Origin of the sequence: Sporosarcina sp. P25 (genome assembly GCF_002743235.1) — a bacterium.
GTDB classification, from domain to species: Bacteria; Bacillota; Bacilli; order Bacillales_A; family Planococcaceae; genus Sporosarcina; species Sporosarcina ureae_B.
In genome coordinates, this window is the sequence record NZ_PDYV01000001.1 from 320,792 (window position 1) to 340,355 (window position 19,564).

Below are 19,564 nucleotides of genomic sequence, written 5' to 3' on the forward strand. Positions count from 1 at the left end.
ATATTAAGAAGGAGTTACAAGAATGGTGCTTTGTAAACAGATTGTAACAAAGCAAAATAGCCTTCCTGTAGAAAGGAAGGCTTGTAGCGAATGAGATTACTTTCTAGGAAAAGAAGGAGGATCTTCTTCTACAATTTGTTCAGATAAGACAGCACGCTCTTCTTCAGAAGTAAGATCATTTGTCTGAATAGTCTCGTCTGACTTGGTTGACTTCAATACTTCAGGATGTGCAGCGTTTTGTAGTGGTTCATATCCACCATATGAGGGTTCAGATTCTATAGTTTTTGTCGTTCTAGAGGAATCGGTGATGGGTCTAGGCACAGGACTCGATAATCTGTCTGTTTGAAAAGTCTCGTCATTCGAATACACGCTGAGAGCCCATCCTTCATCTACATATAGCATCATGCCACCGTGTTGCACTTCTTCGTAATAGCGGTCTACCTGGGTCGTATCCATCCCGATGCCATACATCATTTGTTTGATATGATTTTCGCCTGTAAGGAAGTCCATAAAACGATCTGTCCACGTATCATATGCGGAGTACACGTCTGCTCCCGTTCTACTGCGCAGCATGGCTACATCGTTTTCATTTTTAGCGATTACATAAATATTGTCATCAAGATAACCGGTTTCTTTTAATTCCTCTATTTTGCTTAGAAGGTCAGCATCGTTGTAATACACACCAATAAATGTTTTGCTGATTAGTTCATCCATTGTATTGCCTCCCTCTTTATAGTTGCTCTACATAGTATACCCGTTTATTGTTCTTCAAAAACCTGCCGAACGTTGAAAAAGATTGGGGGATGGTATGTAAGATCAAGTGTAAAAAAAATCGTCTGTACAGAGTGAAGGAACTCTGCATCCACCTCCAAAATTTATCGCATGCATTCTACAATGGTCATTTCGAATAGAAACGAAGAAAAAGATTCATAATTGTGTCTGGTCATTTCGTTACATAACTCTTTAGCTGTACGTTTCATAGTATCGGTTTATTTGTTAAGGTTTTACAGATATGATAGGATACACAGTATAGTTAACAATAGAAAGGGTCGGTTTATCATGAGAAAAAGACAGCTATTGGCTCCGCTTAGTCTTTCACTTCTATTATTAGGAGCATGTAACGCGGATACTGAAAAAGAAACAGATGTAGACAAGGAACAAACCGAACCAGCTGAAAATGTCGTTAAAGATCCTATAGATAAATCTGAGACAACAGCTACTAATGATGAGTTAAAAGAGGAGTTTGGGAAAGAAGAAGGGGTATCAGAAGTAAGTTTGATTATTACTGAAGATGCAGGTGGCTTCGTCTTGCTAGACTTTGAAGTATCAGAAGACATGAAAAAAGAAGATGCTGAAAAAGTTAGTAAAAAATACTATGAACGTATTGAAAAAGAGTATCCAGAACATAGCATTGATATCCAAGCGCGTAAAAGCGGAGAAACATTTGTACAAGAAACAAAGGCAGTTAAATAATGAATGTAAAGATGCCGTCCTAACAATAGGGCGGTATTTTTATCGGTAATACTAATTGATATGTTAGTGAATGCGAATCAGTATAATATAACAATAGACGAGGCGAAGTAAAATCTCCTCTATTTCTATTTTGATCCAAGGCAAAAGCTTGCCCGTGCCACATACAAGTTTTCACTATAGAAATATCTGATAGTAGTTTGGATGTGTACTTTGCATCAAATGATGGTAGATTTGAAGAGTATTAAGTGAATCAAATAATAATTATCGTTGCTATGCAGTTGGTTACTTTTTGATTAGCTTACCGCTTCATAAATTTAGTTAAATTGTTAGAAAAGAATCATTGCGATACAATAATAGAATCTATAGATAGAGAGTGGGGATTTCATTTGGGAAAAAAAACAGCTATTGTACATTCAGCTATAGAAGTGTTTAAAGAACAGGGGATTGAGAAGACTAAAATTTCGGATATTGTTAAGCGTGCAGGGATTGCGCAAGGTACATTCTATTTATATTTTCCGTCAAAACTATCTTTAATGCCTGCGATTGCCGAGGTAATGGTGGCCAAGACGATGGATGTGGTCAAACTCACTGTCGATCACGACGCATCATATGCCAAACAGTTCGAGCAGATGGTAGATGCAATATATGAAGTGAATAAAGAATACTACGAAATATTGGCTGTTATATATTCCGGCCTAGCTTCAACTGAGCATATTCGCGAGTGGGAATCGGTGTACGCGCCATTTTATGAATGGATTAGCGAAAAACTTGAAGCCGCTAAAAAAGCAGGAGCGGTTCGTCAATCGATCAAACCTGATCGGACGGCGAAGATTATTATTGGTCTTATCGAATCGACTGCTGAGCAAGTATTTCTTTATGCTCAACATGATGAAAGTGAAGCGGATAGACAGAAAGAAGAAGTCCTCGATTTCCTATCTCATGCACTGCAATTTCAAACAGTGGAAGGTTAACATAGCCAAATGTTAGCTTTTATGATAAAATGAATGATAGTCAGTCATAAGGACGACGAAAATTAAATTGGAGCGGATAGTATGAGTAAAGCGTGGCTATATGTCGCATTAACTAGCTTTTTTGAATTAGTATGGATCTTTGGATTTAACACAGCGACTCAATGGTGGCATTGGATAGTGATCATCGGCTTTATATTTGTAGATTTTCATTTCCTCACGAAAGCTTGTGAAGGTTTACCAACCGGGACGGTCTATGCGATATTCGCTGGAATCGGAACAGTCGGTACATCATTAATGGACGTCATGTTCTTCGGTGAACATATTAGTATAGGGAAGATCTTCTTCATCTTCATTCTAGTTATTGGTGTAGCGGGATTGAAGGTAGCGGATGGTCTGGATGAAAAGAAAGCGCTGAAGGGAGTGGAAGACGATGGGGTGGATTCTAGTATTTTTGGCGGCAATAAGTGAGTTTGCCGGTGTCATAGGGCTGAAGAAATTTAGTGAAAATAAAACATGGACCAATGGCTTACTATACTACGGAGGGTTCGGTATCGCGTTCTACTTTCTTTATAACTCCTTTAAGTTTTTGCAAGTCAGTACAGCGTATGCTGTGTGGATTGGTGTAGGTACAGCTGGTGCCGTACTCATCAATATGCTGTTCTTCGGTGAATCGAAGAGTACAGGTAGAGTAGTGAGTCTCATACTCATCGTCATCGGAGTAGTTGGACTAAAAGCGTTATCATAAAATATATCTCCTTTCTTATAGAAGGAGGTGTACGTATAGAATGGAAAACGGACATGCCTATGTTAACAGGCATGTCCGTTTTATTGTATCCGAAAGATCAGCTACTGAGTTTTATCGATTCCAAGGCACGTTTACGTATCTCGCGTTCTAACATTTGGATGAACTCCAGATTTAGATGATACTTTTGGGCTTGTTGATAGGAATAGAGTAGCATTTGATCCGATAAATGTAACACAGTAGAACCGCCTCCTTTGGGATGAATTGATTGTAATCAGTCTGCATGCTTCTCTCTTGATGTTATATCTTACTTTACCAAATTTTCATAAAAAGAACAAGCGTTCTAATTGTCCACAATGCTAGTGGGTAATCTGTGGGTAATATGTGAATGGTTTACATAAACTGCTAAGATACGCGGTGTATAATGTGTATAGAGTTATGAACAAAATATAAATGTCGAATGCTGTCGAGCGAAACTTATCATACACTACTAGTATTCTGCATAATTAATGAATACGTATCGCCCCTTTGAATAGGTATAGTAGAGTGTTAGTTACAATCTGCAGCAATTGATAAACGGATGGATAAGCAAAATTGAATAAAATAAAGCAAGAACTCTATTTCATAATATTTGTAATAAAAGGATCGTCATAGGAAGGACAAGCATGGCCTTCTATTTGTAGAATAAAGATTTTACCTATATTTTCTTCTATTTAATGAAAGTAACAAGGCCAAATAAAAAAATAAATTAAGATATTTTGATATGCAATATATCGCTATATACAGGGTATGTAAGCGTATTCAGATGTTTTAAATTAGTCACAATTAACGAAAAACTTTAAAAATACGGTTGACCTTTATTCATATACAAGATATGATTACAGCAATCTAGTTCATAGCGGTGAATTATCCACTAGCTGTTCAGAATATTCAACTGAATGAAATTAATGTAATTAGCAATTGATTCGTTCAATTAGTTTAGGAGAGATTGCAAATGAGAAGTGACATGATTAAAAAAGGAATCGATCGTGCACCACATCGTAGCTTACTATATGCAGCTGGTGTTAAAACGAAAGATATGAACAAACCATTTATTGGAGTGTGTAACTCTTATATAGATATCATTCCAGGACATATGCATTTGAACAAATTCGCGGAAGTAGTTAAAGAAGCAATTTGGGAAGCGGGCGGCGTACCGTTTGAATTTAATACAATTGGTGTAGATGATGGAATCGCAATGGGACATATTGGTATGCGTTACTCATTGCCAAGTCGTGAGCTAATTGCAGACTCAGCAGAAACAGTCATTAATGCACACTGGTTTGACGGAGTCTTCTATATACCTAACTGTGACAAGATTACACCGGGCATGTTAATGGCTGCTGTTCGCACAAATGTCCCTTCTGTATTCGTTTCTGGAGGACCGATGGAAGCGGGTGTTTCTGCAACAGGTGAGACACTTTCATTAACTTCGGTGTTCGAAGGCGTTGGAGCTTACAAAAGTGGTAACATGACAGCTGAAGCGTTGCTCGACATTGAACAAAATGCATGTCCATCATGTGGATCATGTTCAGGCATGTTCACTGCGAACTCTATGAACTCTCTAATGGAAATGCTCGGTATGGCTCTTCCAGGAAATGCGACAATCCTTGCAACTTCAAATGAACGCCATGTACTAATCAAAGATGCAGTGAAACACTTGATGAATTGTATCGAAAAAGATATTAAACCAAGAGACATCATTACAAAAGAAACAATCGACGATGCATTCGCACTCGATATGGCAATGGGTGGTTCTACTAATACAGTTCTTCACACATTAGCGATCGCGCACGAAGCAGAAATTGATTACAACATTGAAGATGTAAATGATGTAGCTAAACGAGTACCTTATTTATCGAAGATCATGCCAGCATCTGATTATTCTATGCATGATATTCATCTAGCCGGTGGTGTGAGCGCAATTATCAATGAATTGTGTAAAATCGATGGTGCGATCCATAAAGACCGTATTACGATCACTGGTAAAACGATTGCAGAAGATGTCGCAGGACATGAAATTACCAATACAGATGTCATTCGAACGAAAGATAATCCACATAGTCCAGTAGGCGGTCTGTCTATTCTATTTGGTAACATTGCTCCTGAAGGTTCTGTCATTAAAGTTGGGGCAGTTGATCCCTCTATCAAGGAATTCAGAGGAGAAGCGATTGTCTTTAATTCACAAGAAGAAGCCCAAGAAAATATTGATAATGACACGGTAAAAGCAGGCCATGTAGTCGTCATTAGATATGAAGGTCCTAAAGGTGGACCGGGAATGCCGGAAATGCTAGCACCGACCTCAGCAATTATGGGGAAAGGGCTTGGTAAAGAAGTTGCTTTAATTACCGATGGTCGTTTCTCTGGGGCATCGCGAGGTATTTCTATTGGACATATCTCACCAGAAGCTGCATCCGGAGGGCCGATTGCACTTGTAGAGAACGGAGATATTATCGACATTGATCTGACAAACCGTACGATCGAACTGGTAGTATCTGATGAAGTTCTTGCAGAACGGCGCCATGCACTGGAACCATTCGAACCAAAGATTAAAAAAGGCTATCTTGCTAGATATTCTCAACTAGTCACTTCAGCAAGTACTGGTGGAGTTATGAAAATTTAATATACAAAACGTTGATGAGGTTAAAGTAGATAGAAAATGTATTCACAGAGAGCCGGCGGTGCTGCGAGCCGGTAATACAGCTATTTGCGACATCCCCTCGGAGTGGATTGCTAAAAGGTATACCGATTAGGCAGTCCCGGGCTCGATATTCGGGCTCGTTAGCAATGAGAAAGTATAGCTTCGGCTTGCTTTTTCATAAGGTGACAATTGTCACGAACTAGGGTGGTACCATGAAAGCTTTTTCATCCCTATGTAAAGAGAGAAGAATTCTTTGCGTGGGATGAAAAGGTTTTTTTTTAGGTGAAAATGTCAGTGGCCAATATAAATATAGTGGAAAATTGTAAGGAGGAGTTCAGTATGAGTGCTGAAGTACAAGAAAAACAGACTGCATCTATGCCAACGGAACAAGCTAAGAATAAACCTATGGATGGTTCTGCAATCTTGATTCAATCGCTTAAAGAACAGAATGTAGAAGTAATCTTTGGATATCCTGGAGGAGCTGTTCTCCCAATCTATGATGCATTATATAACGATCCGATTCCCCATGTGTTAGCACGTCATGAGCAAGGCGCAATTCATGCGGCAGAAGGATATGCGAGAGTATCCGGAAAAATTGGGGTAGTCATTGCCACATCTGGTCCTGGCGCAACGAACTTAGTAACGGGAATTACAGATGCCATGATGGACTCACTTCCATTAGTAGTTATTACAGGCCAAGTAGCAACCACTGTTATTGGATCGGATGCTTTCCAGGAAGCGGATATCATAGGGATTACTCAACCTATTACTAAACATAACTATCAAGTACAAAGTGTAGCGGACATTCCACGTATTATGCGTGAAGCTTTCCATATTGCTTCTACAGGAAGACCAGGACCAGTCGTTGTCGACGTTCCTAAAAATATCGCAACAGATATTTTCGTTCCTGTCGAAAAAGAGAGTAAAGAAGTGAATTTGCCTGGCTATCAGCCAACTACTACGCCGAATTATCTGCAAATTCAAAAAGCTTCGAAAGCTATCTCTGGTGCGAAAAAACCTATGATCCTTGCAGGTGCAGGTGTACTCCATGCAGGAGGAACAGCCGAGCTGAAGGAGTTTGTCGAAACGCATCGTATTCCGATTGTAAATACATTACTTGGCTTAGGTACAATTCATGGAGAACATGAACTATTCTACGGAATGGCTGGCATGCACGGTACAGCAACTGCCAACTACGCACTTAGTGAATGTGATTTGTTACTCAATGTCGGTGCTCGTTTTGATGACCGTTTAACAGGTAACTTGGACGCATTCTTGCCAAATGCTCGTGTGATTCATATTGACATCGATCCGGCAGAGATTGGCAAAAACGTTGAGACTGAAATTCCAATCGTAGCTGATGCGAAAGAAGCATTAACCGCGTTGCTGAAGGCAGATTTCAAATCACCGGACACAGCAGAATGGATAGGCTATTTAAATGGTTTAGCAGACAAATATCCGCTTTGGTATCAAACAGATGAGGAGGCTTTATTACCTCAACAAGCACTCGAGATCATACATCGGATTACAAATGGTGATGCAATCGTCACGACAGATGTTGGACAGCACCAAATGTGGACTGCTCAATATTACCGTTTTAATAACCCCGACAACTGGGTAACGTCAGGCGGATTAGGAACGATGGGCTTCGGCTTCCCAGCGGCAATCGGTGCACAACTTGCTAGACCGAAAGATCGTGTAATTGCAGTGGTTGGAGACGCAGGTTTCCAAATGACAGCACAAGAGCTTTCGCTTCTTCAAGAAATGCGTATTCCGGTAAAAGTCATCATTTTGAATAACGGTGCACTTGGTATGGTACGTCAGTGGCAAGAGACATTCTATGAAGAACGTTACTCACAGTCACTAGTTCCAGTACAACCGGATTTCATTAAATTGGCTGAAGCATATGACCTGAGAGGGTATCGAATTCACAATTTAGAAGAAGCTGAAAAAGTATTTACAGAAGCACTATTATCTGACGAGCCGGTCTTGATCGATTGCCGAGTGAAACAACGTGAAAACGTCTATCCAATGGTGGCTCCAGGTAAAGGATTACAAGACATGATTGGAGTGAGTCCTCAGTGAAACGAATTATTACAGTAACAGTAATTAATCAGAGCGGGGTATTAAACCGTGTAACGGGACTGCTAATGAAGCGTCAATTCAATATTGAAAGTATGACCGTCGGCGCTACGGAACAGCCAAACAGATCCAAGATGACATTCCAAGTTCACGTAGAAGATGAGAAGAAAATTGAACAACTTGTAAAACAGCTGCAAAAGCAGATTGATGTTATTACAGTGAAAGATATAACAGACAAAGCAATCGTGTTACGTGAGTTAGCGCTAGTAAAGGTCATCTCACCACCACAGATTCGCTCTGAAATGAATAGTATTGTGGAACCTTTCCGACCGATAATAGTTGATTCCGGAAAGAATGTAGTAACGTACCAAGTAACGGGTGACCCAGATAAAATCGAAGCGTTTATCGATTTGCTGAAACCATATGGCATCAAAGAATTAACACGAACTGGCGCAACCGGCTTTGCCCGCGATATGCAAAAAGTTCAAGCACCACAGCTGTCAATTTTGAAACAGTAAAACACACACACACTTAGGGGGAAATTAAAATGACAAAAATGTATTATAACCAGGATATCAATGAAGGACTATTAGAAGGCAAAACTATCGCAATCATCGGATACGGTTCACAAGGGCACGCACACGCGCGTAACTTGAAAGATTCAGGCTTCAACGTAGTAGTAGGTGTTCGTGCTGGAAAATCATTCGATCAAGCAAAAGCGGACGGTCTAGAAACACTTTCAGTAAAAGAAGCTTCTGAAAAAGCAGATTTGATCATGATCTTACTTCCAGATGAAAACCAAAAAGCAATCTACGATGCAGAAATCGAACCAGCTCTTGCTAAAGGTAAATCATTGGTATTCGCTCACGGTTTCAACGTACACTTCGGTGAAATCAAACCACCTGCTGATGTAGATGTATTCTTAGTAGCTCCAAAAGGACCAGGACACCTTGTACGTAGAACATTCGAAGCTGGTGGCGGAGTTCCTGCACTATTCGCAGTTTATCAAGACGTATCTGGCCAAGCAAAAGACGTAGCCCTTGCGTATGCAAAAGGCATCGGATCTGCTCGTGGCGGCGTTTTGGAAACAACTTTCGAAGAAGAGACAGTTACAGATCTATTCGGAGAGCAAGCAGTACTTTGTGGAGGATTGACTTCATTAGTTAAAGCAGGATTTGAAACATTAGTAGAAGCTGGATACCAGCCTGAACTAGCTTATTTCGAAACATTGCACGAAACGAAACTAATTGTTGACTTGATGTATGAAGGCGGAATGGCTGGAATGCGTTATTCCATCTCAGACACTGCAGAGTGGGGCGACTTCGTTTCTGGACCACGCGTAATCGATGCAGATACAAAAGCACGTATGAAAGATATTCTTACGGACATCCAATCAGGCAAGTTCGCAAAAGAATGGATTGAAGAGAATAAAAACGGACGTCCTAATTTCAATGCAATCGAAGAAGCAGAAGCTAAGCACCAAATCGAAGAAGTAGGACAGAAGCTTCGCTCTATGATGCCATTCATCAACGAAGGAGCTAAATCAAAAGAGGAAGAAGTGGTAGCGAGTGAGAAAAATTGATCTTTTCGATACAACTCTTCGCGACGGTGAGCAATCTGCAGGTATTAATTTAAATACAGTAGAAAAGTTAGAAATCGCTCGTCAGCTAGAAAAACTTGGGGTAGCAGTTATTGAAGCAGGATTTCCTGCTTCATCCCCGGGTGATTTCGAAGCCGTTCAACGCATTGCCAAAACAGTAAAGAATTCTACTGTTACAGGCCTTGCTAGAGCCATGAAGAAAGACATTGATATATCATGGGAAGCATTACGAGGCGGAGAACAGCCACATATCCATGTGTTTTTAGCCACATCACCGATTCATATGGAGTATAAATTGAAGAAATCTCCAGACGAAGTAGTGGACATTGCCGTGGATGCGGTCAAATACGCCAAACAGTATTTCCCACTCGTTCAGTGGTCGGCAGAAGATGCTTTCCGTTCTCATAAGGAATACCTGGTACGTATTATTAATAAAGTAATTGAGGCAGGAGCTACAACCATTAATGTTCCCGATACTGTAGGCTATGCAACACCTGCAGAATATGGCGCTCTATTTAAGTACTTGAAAGAGAACGTAACAGGAATAGACAACGTTAAGCTGTCCGCTCATTGTCATGATGATCTTGGAATGGCCGTTGCAAACTCTATTGCAGCAGTTGAGAATGGTGCAGATCAAGTGGAATGTACGATTAATGGTATCGGAGAGCGTGCAGGTAATGCAGCATTAGAAGAAATTGCTGTCGCCATGCACATCCGTAAAGATTTCTACAACATGGAAACTGGAATCAACCTAAAAGAAATCAAAAAAGCTAGTCAGCTTGTTAGTCGTTTGACAGGTGTAGTCATCCAGCCAAACAAAGCAGTTGTCGGTAAGAATGCATTCGCACATGAATCTGGTATTCACCAGGACGGCATGCTGAAAAACCGTGAAACATACGAAATTATTACACCGGAATTAATCGGTGAAACGGATATGCCACTAGCGCTAGGTAAACATTCCGGGCGTGCTGCGTTCAAAGATCGGGCAATTACGATGGGGTTTGAACTGACTGATCACCAATTAAATGAAGCGTTTGATAACTTCAAAAAACTAGCGGACCGTAAAAAGGAAATCACAGAAGATGATTTGTTTGTTCTATTCACAGGACAGCAATTGGCTGATACGGATACACCAATTTACGAATTGCATAATGTTCAAGTTCAATATGGAACAAATAATATTCCGACTGCTACCGTGACAGCGACAGTGCCTAGCGGGGAAACAGTTACAGTGGCAACGACTGGTGCAGGTTCTGTTGAATCTATTTTCAACGCACTGGAATTGGCCGTTAAAGGTGAAGTACTCATTCTGGATTATCGTGTAACATCGATCGGTAAAGGCCGCGATGCACTGGGAGAGGCAGTAGTCAACTTAAGACATAACGGACTTGAGCTTACAGGCCGGGACGTAGCGCAAGACGTATTAGAAGCGTCTGCAAAAGCTTATTTGAATGCTATCAATCGTCAACTAGTTCGCGAACAATTGCGGAAAGAAGAGTTAATAAAATAAGCAACATATGTCAAAGGGATAGAGTATTCGATCGAGTGATACGAGATTGATCAAGGAGGAGAAGTTCTATGGAAAAGAAAGTAGCAGTATTACCCGGAGACGGCATAGGCCCCGAGGTAGTAGCAGAGGCAGTCAGAGTATTGGAAGTGATCGGCAGACGTTTTAACCATACATTCCATACAGAATATGGACTAATTGGTGGAGCAGCGATTGATGAAAAGAATAATCCACTTCCTAAAGAGACAATCGAGTTATGTGAGTCAAGCGACGCCATTCTTCTAGGAGCAGTGGGTGGTCCTAAATGGGATCAGAATCCATCTGAATTACGACCGGAAAAAGGGTTGCTTGCGATACGTAAACATTTCGATCTATTTGCAAACCTTCGACCTGTTGCAGCTGTGCCTTCTTTGATCCAAGCTTCTCCTTTAAAAGAAGAAATCGTCAAAGAAGTCGATATGATGATTGTTCGGGAATTAACTGGAGGTCTATACTTCGGTAAACCGAGCCGTCATACAGATCAATCAGCTGTTGACACGCTTGTATATACACGTGAAGAAATCGAACGTATTGTCGACAAAGGTTTCGAGTTGGCTCGCCTACGTAAAGGCAAAGTAACTTCTGTGGACAAAGCGAATGTGCTCGAATCCAGTAAGCTTTGGAGAAAGATTGTAGAAGAGAAAAAAGCGCAGTATCCAGATGTGGAAGTAGAGCATCAATTAGTGGATTCCGCAGCAATGAAATTAATTACAAATCCCGCCTATTTCGATGTAATCGTTACAGAGAATATGTTTGGAGATATTTTGAGTGATGAAGCGTCTGTAATTACAGGATCACTTGGATTATTACCCTCAGCGAGTGTCCGTTCAGATGGTTTAGGTTTATACGAGCCAGTGCACGGTTCAGCACCGGATGTAGCAGGGCAAGGGATAGCAAATCCAGCAGCGACAATTCTTTCTGTCGCAATGATGTTGAAGTATTCATTTGGATTAGAAACTGAAGCGACAGCCATTGAAAAGGCTGTTAATACAGTATTCGAAGAAGGTCACTTTACAGCAGATTTGGCTGGCAAAGACCAACGTTCATTAACGACTAAAGAATGGACAGATAAGATTGTAGATGAATTGGATCTTCAGTTCGTTTCGAATAGTATTATGTACTCGTATATTTAAAAAAATAACGCTGTCTAAGTCTCGACATGCACATGAGGGCATACCGAAACTGGTGCGCCCTTTGTGTGTAGGTAGGGATCAGACTGACGTGTTGAAACAGATGCCACACATTATTATGGTAATGGCTTGGAAGGGGAAACAATTATGGCTAAAACAATTATTGAAAAAATATGGGATGAGCATATTGTGTACGAAGAAGAAGGAAAGCCGGATCTATTGTATATTGATCTACATCTGATTCATGAAGTCACATCACCGCAGGCATTTGAAGGATTACGTCTCGCAAACCGCAAAGTGCGTCGTCCGGATCTTTGCTTTGCGACGATGGATCACAACGTCCCGACAAAGAACTTACCGGTAATCAATGACCCGATTGCAAAAAAACAAATCACGACACTTCAAAAAAACTGTGAAGAGTTTGGTGTGCAATTGGCAGATATGCAACATCCAGACCAAGGTATTGTGCATATTATCGGTCCTGAGTTAGGATTGACACAACCAGGAAAGACGATTGTTTGTGGTGATAGCCATACATCAACACACGGTGCGTTTGGAGCCATTGCGTTCGGTATCGGCACAAGTGAAGTAGAGCACGTATTATCTACGCAAACATTATGGCAAAGTAAACCGAAAACGATGGAGATTCGCGTAACAGGCAAAATTGGGTTTGGCGTAACAGCTAAAGATATTATTCTCGCGATCATTTCAAAGTTTGGAATTGGCGTGGGTACTGGACATATTGTCGAGTATACAGGAGAAGCAATTCGTGGACTTACAATGGAAGAACGTATGACCATTTGTAATATGTCAATAGAAGCAGGGGCGAAAGCTGGTTTAATTGGTCCCGATGAAACAACAATCAATTATTTGCGTGGTCGTCGTTATGCACCGCAGGGCGAAGAATTCGAAGCGGCAGCAGAGCGTTGGCTCGCATTGAATACGGATGAAGATGCAAAATATGATCAAGTGCTTGAAATTCATGCAGATGAAATCGAACCATTCGTAACGTGGGGAACGAACCCATCGATGGGATCTGGAATATCGGCTAACATCCCTACGACTGCAGACTATGTATCCGAAACTGATAAATCTGCACTTCGTTCTGCAATGGAGTATATGGGACTTGAAGAAGGAATGGCGTTAACTGATATTGAAATTCAGCACGCATTCATTGGTTCATGTACAAATGCGCGTCTTAGCGATTTGGAAGCAGCGGCGAAAGTGGTAAAAGGTCAACATGTTCATCCGACTGTGACTGCAATTGTTGTACCTGGTTCACGTACAGTGAAAAAGCAGGCAGAAGAGATCGGACTTGATAAAATCTTCCTGGACGCTGGTTTTGAGTGGAGAGAGTCGGGATGCAGTATGTGCTTGGCTATGAACGATGATGTAGTACCAGCTGGCGAACGTTGTGCTTCTACATCCAACCGGAACTTTGAAGGACGCCAAGGTGCAGGCTCACGCACACATCTAGTCAGCCCATCCATGGCTGCAGCGGCTGCCCTACATGGACATTTCGTAGATGTTCGTAAAATCGAAGCAGCTGTGCAAATTTGAGGAGGGTATTCAGATGGAACCAATTAATAAAATAGAGAGTGTACTCACTCCTTTAGATAAAAATAACGTAGATACAGATCAGATCATATCCAAGGAATTTTTGAAACGTATTGAGCGCACTGGTTTCGGGGAATATTTATTCTATCACTGGCGTTATAATGCAGATGGTACAAAAAATGAAGAGTTCGTGTTAAATGATCCTCGATACGATGGTTCAACTATCCTAGTAGCACATGATAACTTCGGTTGTGGATCATCTCGCGAACACGCACCTTGGGCAATTTTGGATTACGGATTCCGAGTTGTTATTGCACCAAGCTTTGCAGATATATTCTATAGTAATTGCTTCAAGAACGGCATTTTACCGATTAGGCTATCTGTTGCAGAAATTGATGAGTTTCTACAAAAAGGGAAAAAAGCCCCGTATACATTAACAGTGAGTCTCGAGGACCAGACTGTAGCAGGTGAGGATGGTTCGGAGTATAGCTTTGATATTGATCCGTATAATAAAAAGATGTTGTTGAACGGGTGGGATGAGATTTCTCTGACCTTCCAATATGAGGACAAGATTACAGAGTACGAACAAAAACATGCATAACTCAAAACAGTTCATCGCTTACTTAGCATGAACTGTTTTTTCGTGTGGGCATAAATAGTGAAGGTAAAGTGTAAAACTTTGAAACTATTTCTATTTTTCTACGTCTGTACGCTGAGGTTACAATGAATTGAAAAGTAGTCTAAGTACGTATCACAGCTTTACAGTATGGAGTATTCTTCCTTTACAATGAAAGCCCAAATGAAATGTTTGGTATGCTATAATTGTCGAAGGAAACTACATACTAAAATCAAGAAATTCAAAGACTGGAGTTGATTTTTAAGATGTTCAGCGCATCAAAGAAAAGTACATTCGCTATTTTTAATTCTTTTCTCATCGTGATGTTATGCTTCATTGTACTACCAATACATGCGCAAGCGGAAACGGTAAACCAACGTTTCTCCGATGTAGGGAATGAATATTGGGCAAAAGATGAAGTAATGCAGCTCGTGGAAGAAGGAATCATTAACGGATACCAAGATTTGCAATTCCGACCAGGCATCAGTATTAAACGTGGACAAGCAGCAAACTTGCTGACTGCGGCCTTGAAATTACCGGAAGCTCCCTACCAGCCGATATTCAAGGATGTCAGCGCAAAGTCATCTTACTTACGCGGTGCCATGTCTACTTATCAAGAAGGTATATTTAAAGGAAAGCCCGATGGTAACTTCGGTGTAAGTGATGAATTAACACGTGAACAAATGGCCAGTGTGCTAGTTCATGCATTTAAATTAAAAGACACAGGTGAAAAAGTACAATTTACTGATGAGAATAAAATTAGTGAATCTCACAGATATGGCGTCAAAGTACTTATGCAACACGGCATTACCACAGGTAAGGAGGACGGATCCTTTGCTCCAAAACTTTCCGTAAACCGTGGTTCATTCGCTGTATTCCTACATAGAGCAATGATTCAAGCAGGACTTCTTGAAAAAAAGCAACCGATTGTTTTCAATAAAATACAAACTATGGGGAAATTTGATCCGATACGTTTTAATCAATTTCTTACGGAAGTCCCCCTAACGCAAGAAGGACAGACATACTTGCGGTCAAACCATTTCATGTCTTTAACAGCTAAGCGAGTAAAAGCCCATGGACATGCAACGGATCATATTTATGTCTATGGTGTCAGTGAAAGAAAAAATACGAGAGTCACTGTAACGAAACGCGAATTGCCAAATGGCGATTACTTTACATTCGTAGAGTTGAGAAACCCTGACCGTCTGCCGATTCGTGTCGACTTGGTACGAATTGATGGAGATATTAAAACGAATTCGATGGAACGTTTCGATAAGTTCCCCATGAAAAAAGATGTGGATGAAACATTCGGATTCGATATTGCTACTTCGCCAGTTGGTGTTCTTGAAACGATTTCGCAACAAGGTACTGGGCAGCAAATGATATCAAAAACCTATCGTTCACGTGAGCTTGAGTTAAAATACCGTAATGGTGCAGTCAGCAGAACACGAGAGCTCCAGGACGAGAAAGAATCGTACAGCAATATTCTTATGGGGGATAATCGTGTATCAGTGTATGAGTTAAACTCTAGAGGGTACGATGTAGTGGATCAATGGTATCTTTCATCCAATAAAAAACTCTTTTCGTCAAAAGAAAGATTGGATTCATGGCTTCGTGAGTCCATTACCAACTATAAAAAGCGCAATAAATGGTATACAGCACAAGGGCCATACAATAAGATGGCAACCACTATCGAACCGATGCCTGCTTCAGGGCGAGGATATGGTCGTAATTTACTTTTAGTAAAAGAAGATCGTGTCATGTTGTTATACAACCAAACGAAAGAACGCTATTATGAAGATATTTTGCATAACTCCTTTACGAACTTAGCTATCTTTAGAGGGAGTAAGCCGTATTGGGAAACTGAAGTGACTAGTACGTATTTGACGAATTTATATGGCTTTACAGCACCATTCGTCGATACACGCTTCAATGAACAGATTGCACTATTCCTTTATAATGGTGGCAAAGCATTCAATCATAAAGATTACAACGAAGGCTTACGTAACTATGCGAACTTGCTTGTTCAGCAACATAGAAAAGGGAATGTAAACTTCTTGTCTCCAACTGCCTATTATATTCCCGATTACTTCCCGGCAAAATCACAAGTGAAGACCCATACGTCAATGAATCATTTACTTGGCGGCATGAACATTCTCTTGCTTGCATTCCAGGAGTTCAATGATCCGGTCTATTTGGAAAATGCCAGTGCCATTGAAAAAGCGATTCGCTTTGAAGAAAAGAAATGGACGCGTCCAAATGGGGACATTTGGTACAAACGTGCCCCAAATGGTCAATTTTCAGGAACAGATTATGTTCATCTGACATTAGAAGACTTAATTTATTCTTATGAAAAATGGTCACAAGTCGATCAGTCGAAAGCTAAAGTATTTGAGCGGATGATTAAATCGAAGGCTGGTTATTTGAACAGTACGAAAAAAGGTTATACGACGAAAATCAAAGAAGGTTTGAAACGTATCAACATGTCTCACTTATTGCCAGCAGGTAAAGAGTATACAGACGCATTATAATGAAGCCATCACCATCTCCGTTCGTCTAGGAGATGGTGTTTTGTTGTTTTACTGAGCAATTAAGGGGGATGGGTGTTTTAGGTGGATTCGGAGTTATCGTGGTGAAGATGAATAGAGCGGTTACTGACGTGTATAGAGCGCTTGCTGAGTTCATAGAGCGATTACTTAGTTAGATAGAGCGTTTTCGAGGGATTGTAGAGCACTTTTGAAGGTTTATGAGCGGATATCACAGAACTATGAGCATTTCTTCTTCTTAAATCATTCTCCACACTAAAAACCACCATATCCTAAGCTACTGGAGATGGTGGTTTCACGGTCTATTTAATTAATAAGCGTCACTAGATCGGAACGGATCCAGCCATATGGTTCGTTGATTTGTTGTGTTCCTGGATTGATATCCAGACGCACCTTGTACCAAACAAAACCATCTGCGCCTGTCGTACGATCCGTAACAATTAGTGGATAGCCGAATGCTGCCAGATTACCTGGATGCTTGGGCTTGTAAGAGAATAGAATATTATTTTTATTCCCCGTTTCAGGGCTTGTCCGAATATTAACTGCTGTATTGCCTGTATAGGAAATCACAGCTAATTGCGCTTGGTTCGCATCTTTATTACCTAGGAACTGATCGATCCGCCACATATGGCCCGCAATCTTGCTTCCCCAGAATGGATCCGATGCATACTTCATATTGAAGCCGACAGCTTTATTTCCTGGAGCTGCACCATTGGCATAAGCACCGAGTGGATTCGCATAGTTTAAGTTGATGTAGCGTGTGATGAATGCATCGACACTTTTCGTCGGATTACTATAGACTTCACCTTTATCTGGTGAAGAATCAAATACGCGGATACCGAAAATGTTGTTTTTCTGCTGTGCATTGCCACTCATTCCATAATCACTCTCATGTATAGCGGTTGCTAAAATGAACATCGCATTGACGTTATGCTGTTTTTCCATTTGTTTCACATACGTACCCAATCCGATTAATTTCGACTTAGTTGTAGCATTTTTATAGCGTGCAATACCTGTTTTTTGTCTGGCTTGTAATGCATTAGAAATAAAACGATCCAGTTCCTGTCCAGTGTAAGTAGAAGGCTGGCGCACGGATTGGAATTGGAAATACGGATAATAGGTAATAGTCGCGGTACCGTTCAATTCTTTAAAATGAACGCCATCGTTACTTGTATAGGTCTGTCCTTTTTTCATTGCGGGAGAAGCTGGGCCTACTGTATACTCTGCGTAACTGCCTTTATATTGTTTCGTCTTGGCATCGTACGTACGATAATATGGTTGGTGAATGAGTAAGCCGTCGCTTGTTACTTTATACTGGCTTGCCCCTTTAGATAATAATGAAGGGACTAGATCGATTTCATCGTGTTTTGCGTAATAGGTATAGCCGCCTACGTCTACTACAACGCGTTCTGCGCTACTGCCTACATAGTCCAGTTCATACCCTTTCTGGATATATGTCACTTCGTTTTTTAATGTGGGGTCGCTATATAGTGACGTATACTGCTTTGGGTTTTCTGAAGCAAATGCCTGACCTGACTTCATTTTGATGATTGTATTATTAACGGAAATCGCCTGAATGTTTGAAGAGGCATTATATGCTGCCAATGCATCTTCAAACGTGAGGTATGATTCATTTGTTACATTCAGCTGATTGTTGGAAATGGCGCTGACTTTATGCACTTTAGGGTTTTCCGTACTGCCAACATCCGTTGGGGGACGAGTATTGCCTTTTCCGTCAGCGACTGCGAACATACGGAATAAAAATGCAGAAGCATGAGCAATCGTTGCGTTACTTGTCGGTTTGAAGTACCCTTGATCTCCTCGTATGATATTCAATGAAGAAGCCGCAGATACAGCCGGTATGAAGTTCGAAGAGATTTTCTTGCTATCTTTAAATTGAACTGTAGGTGTATTGACAGAGATATCAAGGAAGCGGAATGCTTTAAATATCATTCCTGCCATTTGCTGTCGAGTAATCTGCTGATTCGCCTTGAATGTACCATCAGGATATCCAGCTAAAATTCCAGCACCTGCAGCATTTTGAATCTCAATAGTGCGGGAATGATTTGCTTTTAAATCCTTAAAGGTATATCTTGTCGAAGCAGGTAATTCGAGTGAACGTGCCAAATACGAAGCAAATTCTCCTCGCGTGACCGCACGATTCGGATAGACATTCCCTTTTGCATCCTTTTGTATCACGCCTTTATCTACCCAAAATGTCAGTTCTTGCTGCATTTGATGACCAGTGAAATCATTTGCACTTGCCACTGGTGTGAAGATAGGAGAAGCTACCAAAAGCGAAAGTGTCAGTAATGTAATCAAACGTTTCAAATCAAAACCTCCTATATAAATCTCCTACTATTGTAGCAGAAAGGACTATTATTGGTAAGCACCTTTTGGTATATTAATAGACTATTATTGTAATTAATTCCTGTATAATGAGTGGTATTACTAGAACGGTAGGATAAAAGGGCATACCAATTATTAAAAATACGCTTGAAGGTTGAAATACCAAATATAACAATAAACGACAATCTACAATTATTTGAAAAGATGCAACGAATGCTTTCACTATTCCGTCCTAGATAGTGATATAATGCAACAAGGAACTAGCAAGCGTA

The 19,564-nt window shown here is 40.7% G+C and carries 15 protein-coding genes, 1 pseudogene and 1 other annotated feature; of the genes and pseudogenes, 13 read left to right on the top strand and 3 right to left on the bottom strand.

The window, feature by feature from the left end:
• Positions 1-96: 96 nt before the first annotated feature.
• On the bottom strand, positions 97-714 hold the full coding sequence (locus tag CSV70_RS01465; RefSeq protein ID WP_099627735.1) for a YflT domain-containing protein: 618 nt from the start codon (positions 712-714) through the stop codon (positions 97-99).
• A gap of 345 nt (positions 715-1,059) precedes the next feature.
• Between CSV70_RS01465 and CSV70_RS01470 the strand changes: the two genes are divergently transcribed.
• The 4 genes from CSV70_RS01470 to CSV70_RS01485 all read left to right on the top strand — a co-directional run bounded on the left by CSV70_RS01470 (position 1,060) and on the right by CSV70_RS01485 (position 3,189).
• The gene (locus CSV70_RS01470) at positions 1,060-1,473 is read left to right on the top strand and encodes a cation transporter dimerization domain-containing protein (RefSeq protein WP_099627734.1); all 414 of its coding nucleotides are present in this window, start codon (positions 1,060-1,062) and stop codon (positions 1,471-1,473) included.
• 386 nt (positions 1,474-1,859) lie between these two features.
• Positions 1,860-2,444: a TetR/AcrR family transcriptional regulator gene (locus tag CSV70_RS01475; RefSeq protein WP_085132920.1), complete on the top strand. Its 585-nt coding sequence runs from the start codon at positions 1,860-1,862 to the stop codon at positions 2,442-2,444.
• Between the two features lie 81 nt (positions 2,445-2,525).
• A complete protein-coding gene (locus CSV70_RS01480) occupies positions 2,526-2,912 on the top strand; it encodes a DMT family transporter (RefSeq protein ID WP_085132921.1) in 387 nt (128 codons plus the stop codon).
• Positions 2,875-3,189, top strand: a complete 315-nt coding sequence (locus CSV70_RS01485) for a DMT family transporter (RefSeq protein WP_085132922.1) — start codon at positions 2,875-2,877, stop codon at positions 3,187-3,189. The genes CSV70_RS01480 and CSV70_RS01485 overlap by 38 nt, the downstream gene beginning before the upstream one ends.
• 169 nt (positions 3,190-3,358) lie before the next feature.
• Here the strand turns inward: CSV70_RS01485 and CSV70_RS16855 are convergent.
• Positions 3,359-3,403: pseudogene (locus CSV70_RS16855) on the bottom strand (hypothetical protein); the annotation flags it as partial.
• Between the two features lie 777 nt (positions 3,404-4,180).
• Here CSV70_RS16855 and ilvD point away from each other — a divergent pair.
• From ilvD to CSV70_RS01535, 9 genes are all read left to right on the top strand, one after another.
• Complete coding sequence (gene ilvD / locus CSV70_RS01495; protein ID WP_085132924.1) at positions 4,181-5,848, top strand: dihydroxy-acid dehydratase; 1,668 nt, start codon at positions 4,181-4,183, stop codon at positions 5,846-5,848.
• A 2-nt stretch (positions 5,849-5,850) separates the two neighbouring features.
• Positions 5,851-6,101, top strand: a binding site (T-box leader).
• A 104-nt stretch (positions 6,102-6,205) separates the two neighbouring features.
• Entirely contained in the window at positions 6,206-7,951 is a 1,746-nt protein-coding gene (gene ilvB, locus CSV70_RS01500) for a biosynthetic-type acetolactate synthase large subunit (RefSeq protein WP_099660902.1), read from the top strand.
• Complete coding sequence (gene ilvN, locus CSV70_RS01505) at positions 7,948-8,466, top strand: acetolactate synthase small subunit (protein WP_085132926.1); 519 nt, start codon at positions 7,948-7,950, stop codon at positions 8,464-8,466. Before ilvB ends, ilvN begins: the two co-directional genes overlap by 4 nt.
• 29 nt (positions 8,467-8,495) lie before the next feature.
• Positions 8,496-9,530 carry a ketol-acid reductoisomerase gene (gene ilvC / locus CSV70_RS01510; RefSeq protein WP_099660903.1) on the top strand — a complete coding sequence of 345 codons (1,035 nt, stop codon included), beginning with the start codon at positions 8,496-8,498 and terminating at the stop codon, positions 9,528-9,530.
• Positions 9,517-11,058, top strand: coding sequence for a 2-isopropylmalate synthase (locus CSV70_RS01515; protein ID WP_099660904.1), 1,542 nt, complete (start codon positions 9,517-9,519; stop codon positions 11,056-11,058). The genes ilvC and CSV70_RS01515 overlap by 14 nt, the downstream gene beginning before the upstream one ends.
• Before the next feature lie 68 nt (positions 11,059-11,126).
• Positions 11,127-12,227 (top strand): 3-isopropylmalate dehydrogenase, encoded by a 1,101-nt coding sequence (gene leuB / locus CSV70_RS01520; RefSeq protein WP_085132929.1) that lies wholly within the window; start codon positions 11,127-11,129, stop codon positions 12,225-12,227.
• Positions 12,228-12,371: 144 nt separating this feature from the next.
• Positions 12,372-13,784 carry a 3-isopropylmalate dehydratase large subunit gene (gene leuC, locus CSV70_RS01525; protein WP_099629139.1) on the top strand — a complete coding sequence of 471 codons (1,413 nt, stop codon included), beginning with the start codon at positions 12,372-12,374 and terminating at the stop codon, positions 13,782-13,784.
• A gap of 13 nt (positions 13,785-13,797) precedes the next feature.
• The gene (gene leuD, locus CSV70_RS01530) at positions 13,798-14,382 is read left to right on the top strand and encodes a 3-isopropylmalate dehydratase small subunit (RefSeq protein ID WP_099629138.1); all 585 of its coding nucleotides are present in this window, start codon (positions 13,798-13,800) and stop codon (positions 14,380-14,382) included.
• A 281-nt stretch (positions 14,383-14,663) separates the two neighbouring features.
• Entirely contained in the window at positions 14,664-16,928 is a 2,265-nt protein-coding gene (locus tag CSV70_RS01535) for an S-layer homology domain-containing protein (protein ID WP_232319159.1), read from the top strand.
• A gap of 321 nt (positions 16,929-17,249) precedes the next feature.
• Here the strand turns inward: CSV70_RS01535 and CSV70_RS01540 are convergent, their stop codons facing one another.
• A complete protein-coding gene (locus CSV70_RS01540; RefSeq protein WP_099629137.1) occupies positions 17,250-19,274 on the bottom strand; it encodes an S-layer homology domain-containing protein in 2,025 nt (674 codons plus the stop codon).
• Between the last annotated feature and the right edge of the window lie 290 nt (positions 19,275-19,564).